Annotated in this window: 5 protein-coding genes and 1 pseudogene; 3 read left to right on the plus strand and 3 right to left on the minus strand. The window is 58.9% G+C overall.

The features are described from left to right. Positions 1-338: 338 nt before the first annotated feature. Positions 339-734, plus strand: coding sequence for a hypothetical protein (locus VH88_RS15135; protein ID WP_045811988.1), 396 nt, complete (start codon positions 339-341; stop codon positions 732-734). A gap of 1,349 nt (positions 735-2,083) precedes the next feature. On the opposite strand, the gene VH88_RS15140 is transcribed toward VH88_RS15135, so the two are convergent. The 3 genes from VH88_RS15140 to VH88_RS15150 all read right to left on the minus strand — a co-directional run bounded on the left by VH88_RS15140 (position 2,084) and on the right by VH88_RS15150 (position 4,330). Continuing rightward, entirely contained in the window at positions 2,084-3,178 is a 1,095-nt protein-coding gene (locus tag VH88_RS15140) for a hypothetical protein (protein WP_156146878.1), read from the minus strand. Between the two features lie 55 nt (positions 3,179-3,233). Next, positions 3,234-3,668, minus strand: a complete 435-nt coding sequence (locus VH88_RS16170; RefSeq protein WP_156146879.1) for a hypothetical protein — start codon at positions 3,666-3,668, stop codon at positions 3,234-3,236. A gap of 68 nt (positions 3,669-3,736) precedes the next feature. Continuing rightward, a complete protein-coding gene (locus tag VH88_RS15150) occupies positions 3,737-4,330 on the minus strand; it encodes a hypothetical protein (protein ID WP_156146880.1) in 594 nt (197 codons plus the stop codon). A gap of 75 nt (positions 4,331-4,405) precedes the next feature. On the opposite strand from VH88_RS15150, the pseudogene VH88_RS16750 reads away from it, so the two are divergent. Together VH88_RS16750 and VH88_RS15155 are read left to right on the plus strand one after the other, a co-directional pair. After that, positions 4,406-4,495 (plus strand): annotated as a pseudogene (locus VH88_RS16750) (hypothetical protein); the annotation flags it as partial. Further along, positions 4,479-5,078, plus strand: coding sequence for an N-6 DNA methylase (locus VH88_RS15155; protein WP_369796300.1), 600 nt, complete (start codon positions 4,479-4,481; stop codon positions 5,076-5,078). The pseudogene VH88_RS16750 and the gene VH88_RS15155, both read left to right, overlap by 17 nt. The last annotated feature ends 190 nt before the right edge of the window (positions 5,079-5,268 follow it).

The raw sequence follows: 5,268 nt of genomic DNA on the forward strand, positions 1-5,268 counted from the left end.
CGGCCGTCCCCTCGGCTCCACCAAATCCTTGTTCCACAAGGGTTTGGTCGGAAACAGGCGAAAAAACTGACACCACGCTGCTACACACGGCCTCCAAGAGGCCATCGAAAAAGCGTTCCTCTACAGTTAGTTCACCGTCCCGAGGCTGTAGCACCACCTCGTCGCACACACCGTCCAAACGGCCTCCCAGACCCTCTCCACGGTCACATAATGCTGGGCGGCGGCAATCGTCTGGCCTGATCGTCCGGGGATCGACCTACTACCTTCACGGGCGCGAGACTCTCACAGTTCTCCAGGGCGTCAAGAAAATGCTGATCTCTTCACGGGATGCTTAGCCCATGACCTCGGCCTCTCCAGACCTCAAGGATGTCATGGCCGCCATCGGCGAAGTCATGCTGCGCTGGGGCTTTCTTGAATCCGTAATGCTGGACCGGCTCGGGAATGCCGGTGTCGAACTCCATGCGACGGCACCTCCGATCCAACAATGGCGTCGCGCCTGCACTGGGGTGGGACAGCCCTTCGCCCTCTGGCTGGGTGAGATCGAACAGGCGGCAGCGATCCGGAATCTTCTGGCCCATGGTCTGTGTGAGGTGCGCTCCCTGCCGACACCCGAAGTTCGGTGCCGTCAGGCTGGAGGCGAGAGCGTGACCTTGAGCCTCCAGCAACTCCAGGACGCTGCCCAGACGATCGACCTGCTGCGCTGCCGTCTGGTTGGGGAACCCGCTTGGGCGTGACCAAACCACATGATTGCTGACACGCCCGGCTGTCCTGAACGGATGCCCATACGCCGGGCGCGAGAAGATGATTGTGCGGGCGGGATTTTGTTACGCTCGCAGGGTGGGGCCGGCGGTCCAGCCTACTTGGCTACCAGACCCGCCGGCGCCCGGACGGCGCCGGCGGATCATCTTCCAACAACTCCCAGTGATAACGTTCAACCGTCGTGGGAAATTAGTCGATCCGCTCACCGATCCAGCTATTCGCGTAAATTTTGAACACCTCTGGATCATCGAGTTGGTTCGATTCGCAGTCGTCTTCATCATCACCTTTCAGCCATGCATGCCAATCTGCTCGCGCACGCTGAATCGCCTCATCTTTTGAAATAGCTCGAACATTCCAAGGTGAAGTATCAGATGATCAGGGTCCCAAAGAAGAACCACATAGCAACCAGAAATGTTCAGCGCGCAGTCATAACGGAAGTCTTTATTCATTATTAAAATGTCTGTAGGCTTGATTGCCTAGAACTCAATAGTAATCCACCCAGATATTGCTAAGCAAAATTAAAGTACATGTATCGCTGAAAATATAAATAATGACTAGTGCTCAGTGATCTGGCATTCTTCTTGGAGTCTCGTTTTCATAAACATTCGAGCCACATATTCATCCAGGGAGTAGATGCGGGCCCTCCCCTCGCGAAGCGTAGATCGGATTCGGAACCGACAGCGTGCCAGGGTGGGCAAAGAGGCGGACATCCAGCGTCGGGGAAACCACACGACTGGAGTAACGGCCCCTCCGCCTATGGGCGAAAGAGCATTGAGCAAGATGACAGGCTCCGCAGCGACATCTGCGACCTGTCGCTCCGATCGGTTCGGTTGAATGGACCAGATCGGAGGCCGGCGCCCCACAGGCGCCTTACCGTTTCGTTCCAACGATCACCGAGATCGGAAGCGATGCGCAGAGAGTTGAAGGCTACACGGGACATCTTCGGATGGGACCCAAACAAACGCCACTCCTGCGCTATTCACGCTGCCCGACGCAGCATAACGCGGTGTGAGGACGGGGAAGCAGTCGCAGAGCAGGGTCTCGGGAAACCACCTGCGCGGATCAGAATCCGCGACGTGACTATTCAACAGGTTCTGGAAATCCATACGGATGAGAACTCGCACTCCCCCCTTCCAATATGACCTCTCCTCGTGAAGTCATATTGGAAGGGGGGGGGATAAAGGTGTCACTTCCACCGGATGAGTGATTTGATTGCTTCGCTTCGCGTTTAGGAATTTCCGCCGGTCGGCTAGGGAGCGAGCATGGCGAGCGGAAGAGACGGCCAAGGAGCGGGCCGCGCCAAGGGCGTGGAGCGCGTGATCCTTTAGGCTGGCAATAGGTCGTGTTCCGGTTCCAGTTCAGCCCACCTGGATTGACCCACGAGACCGAGTACCGTCTTCCATTCAGCTGCCAGCTTTGGACGGTCCAGGCTCGTCACACCGCGCGACTCCAGCCAAGCCCGAAAGGGCCGCTGGACTTCCGCAGGTACGCGCGAGTTACTCACGCCATACACGCCTTCTACGAGCCATCCTCCGTTCGTAAGTCGGTAGAGCAAGGCCATCGCAGTGGGCTGGCCATTCGGCTCATAGACGACGTACGCCGACCTCCCGGCGATCGCGTCAACGACGCGGTGCAGACCGCGAGCGCAATTCCGGTATTGGATCGACTTCATCAGGAGCCGGCCAGCGTCCTGGATCGGAAAGACCCCGAATCCCGGATCGGCCTCGAACGGCAAACCTGGAAATCGACAACGTTTGATCCAGGCCGTGATGAATTGCTCAACCTTGCGGTCTTCGCCTCCATCCGTCGCAGCAGCGACAAGTGCGGCCTCGTGCTCGCGATCAGAAACCGAACGGACCGCCGCCAAGGCGGAGTTGATCGCCCTCACCTCTTCGACCGACGAAAGGCGCCCGAAGAACTCGACATTGAGAAGGGCCGCATCGACCTCCAGAAGCATTTCGACCTTTGCTTCGGTGATAGAGCCGAGGTGCTGAGCGACCCTCCGGCGGTTCCGCAAAGCCGGATCGGCGAACAGCGTGAAATACTTTGCGTACATTTCTGGATGCGAAAACGCGTCTGGCCCCGCCCGGCGGAGTCCGCTCAAGTAGCCGTCAGGACAATGGCCGAATGCTGCGCGCACCAAGCCGCGTAGATCGTGGGTGATCAGAAGTTCAGAAAGAGCGGCCCGCGATTCATGCAATCGGGCCGGAGCGAGTTGAGCAACAATCGCTTCCGGGTGATCGAGCCAACCGTGAGCCGCAACGGCGAAAACGACCTGTCGGCGTTGGGGCGTAGCGTCGCACAAGGCCCAAGCAAGGAACCCGTCCCCGAGCTTCCGAAGTGCTGCAATGGCCCAAGGAGCAGAAACCGGATGAGGTGTGTGCGTCTGCGCTGCCATAGGGATGTGGACATAACGCAATTTGACATTTTTGTCAAGTATATCAGATATTTAAGTAGTATATAATCCGGTCGCGCTAGTATCTGAGCCCAAACTCAACTGCATCAAGTTCAGATTCAAAAACGAAGTCGATAATTCCGTCACCTGCCCTGATCACGCGGCGACACGCTCCCCGTCGATCTGGATGCTTTGCCCACTGAGTAGCTTCATTGAGGTGAACATCATCGCGCTCGATGGAGGGGTCCAAATGAAGCGTGACACGGTAGTTGCGGGTAGTCAGATGGTCGGCACCGAGCCTCTGTAGTCGGTCAGAGAAAAACTCGAGGATGCGCATGTCGTATTTAGGCGGCTGGCCGGCGAAGGTGTGCCTCAACGACCGTACGCCTTGACTGGCTCGGATGAAGATGGCGCGGTCGAACAGGCCAAGAGCAAGCTCACAATGCTCGATGTATCCGAGGTGTTTGGGAACAACGAGTTTCGCGTCGTCAGGCGGTTTTACCTTGTGCCCCAAGGCGGGTTCCAGGAGCAGCCGCCGGCGCCACCGGAAAACGGCACTGTCTATCGGGTGTCCTGCAGCCTCTAGTCGTCGGCCATTGCTGCCTTCTCTGCGGCCTTCCGTACAGCGATCTTGTCAGCCTTTTCCTGCAACCAGTCCCTCGTGCTCCAATCGGCAACCGAAGGGGCTGGGCCAAGCCTGCGGACCTTTCGGAAATGGTCAGCGGCAGCCAACGCATCCAGCCCCAGCTTGACCGCGTGATCGTGTGCTTCCTCGACGATCTCCTCGTTCACATGCTGGGAGAGGTCGGTGAGCATCCCGCGCGTGCGACCGATCCTGATGCGGAACGACAAAGCCTTGGAGGTCAGCTTGACGCCCAACGCTTTCCATTCCACGTCGGCCCCGAACGCGCCAAGCTCCGGGACATTTTCATGCGACGATCCCGCGCTTCCACGCGAACTCCAGAAGGTGTCAATGTCCCCGACGACCGACGCGCAACGCGATGCGTAGTCTTCCAGCGTGAGGGCGACGTAGAGGGCGGCGAAGTCCGCGTCCCTGCTGCGATTGAACCAGTCCTTGAGCAGCCCTAGGCCGTAGGTCAGAAATGCCGCGATGACTGAGGAGGTCAGGACGAGGGGCCACAACTTGGTCCAGTCCAACAACATCGGCGCCGCCATCTGAAACCTCCACCTTGACCCCATCGTCATAGCCCGATTCAACGAAGCCGTGCGGTCATCGCACTGGGGGCTTCAGTGGCTACGCTTACGCAATCGGAACTTGAACGGCATCTATGGCAGGCGGCGGATATCCTGCGAGGTCACGTCGATGCGGGGAAGTTCAAGGATTACATCTTCGCCCTGCTGTTCTACCGGCGCCTCTGCGACGTGTGGGACGAGGAGTTCGAAGGACGACGGCATGCTCGGCGTGGTCATCCCACACGGCGTGTTGTTCAGGGGCGGTGCCGAGGGCCGCATCCGCGAGGCCATGCTGAAGGCCGACATCATCGAGGCGGTGATCGGGCTGGCGCCCAACCTGTTCTATGGCGCGGGCATCCCGGCTGCGGTCCTGATCATCCGCAAGACCAAGCCCGCCGAGCGGCAGTGCAAGGTGCTGATCATCAACGGCGACGCGACCTTCACTCCGGGCAAGGCGCAGAACCATTTAACCGACGCCAATGTGCGAACACTCGCCGGCGCCTTCCATGGCTTCGCTGACATCGAGAAGTTGGCGCGTGTCGTTCGCATTGATGAGATTGAGGCCAACGGCTCAAACCTGAACATCAGCCGCTATGTCCAGACTGGTGCGGACGCTGAGGCCGTGGATGTCGCAGCCGAGGTCGCCAAGCTCCAAGACCTGATCGCAAAGCGCGACGAGGCCGAAGCCGTGATGTTCGGGCACCTCAAAAGGCTCGGCTATGCCCAGTAACGTGCCGGAAGGATGGCGTGCTGTCGCACTGGGAGACGTAATCCGCTTGGAATATGGCCGCGCCCTTTCGGCATCCGCGCGCGAAGCGGGCGTTGTCCCCGTCTATGGGTCAAATGGTATTTGCGGTCAGCATTCCACCGCTCTCGTGAATGAGCGCGCCATCGTTGTTGATCCTCCCTCGGTTTGGTGG

The sequence above is a fragment of the Brevundimonas sp. KM4 genome, from assembly GCF_000964075.1.
In the GTDB taxonomy this organism is placed as follows: domain Bacteria; phylum Pseudomonadota; class Alphaproteobacteria; order Caulobacterales; family Caulobacteraceae; genus Brevundimonas; species Brevundimonas huaxiensis.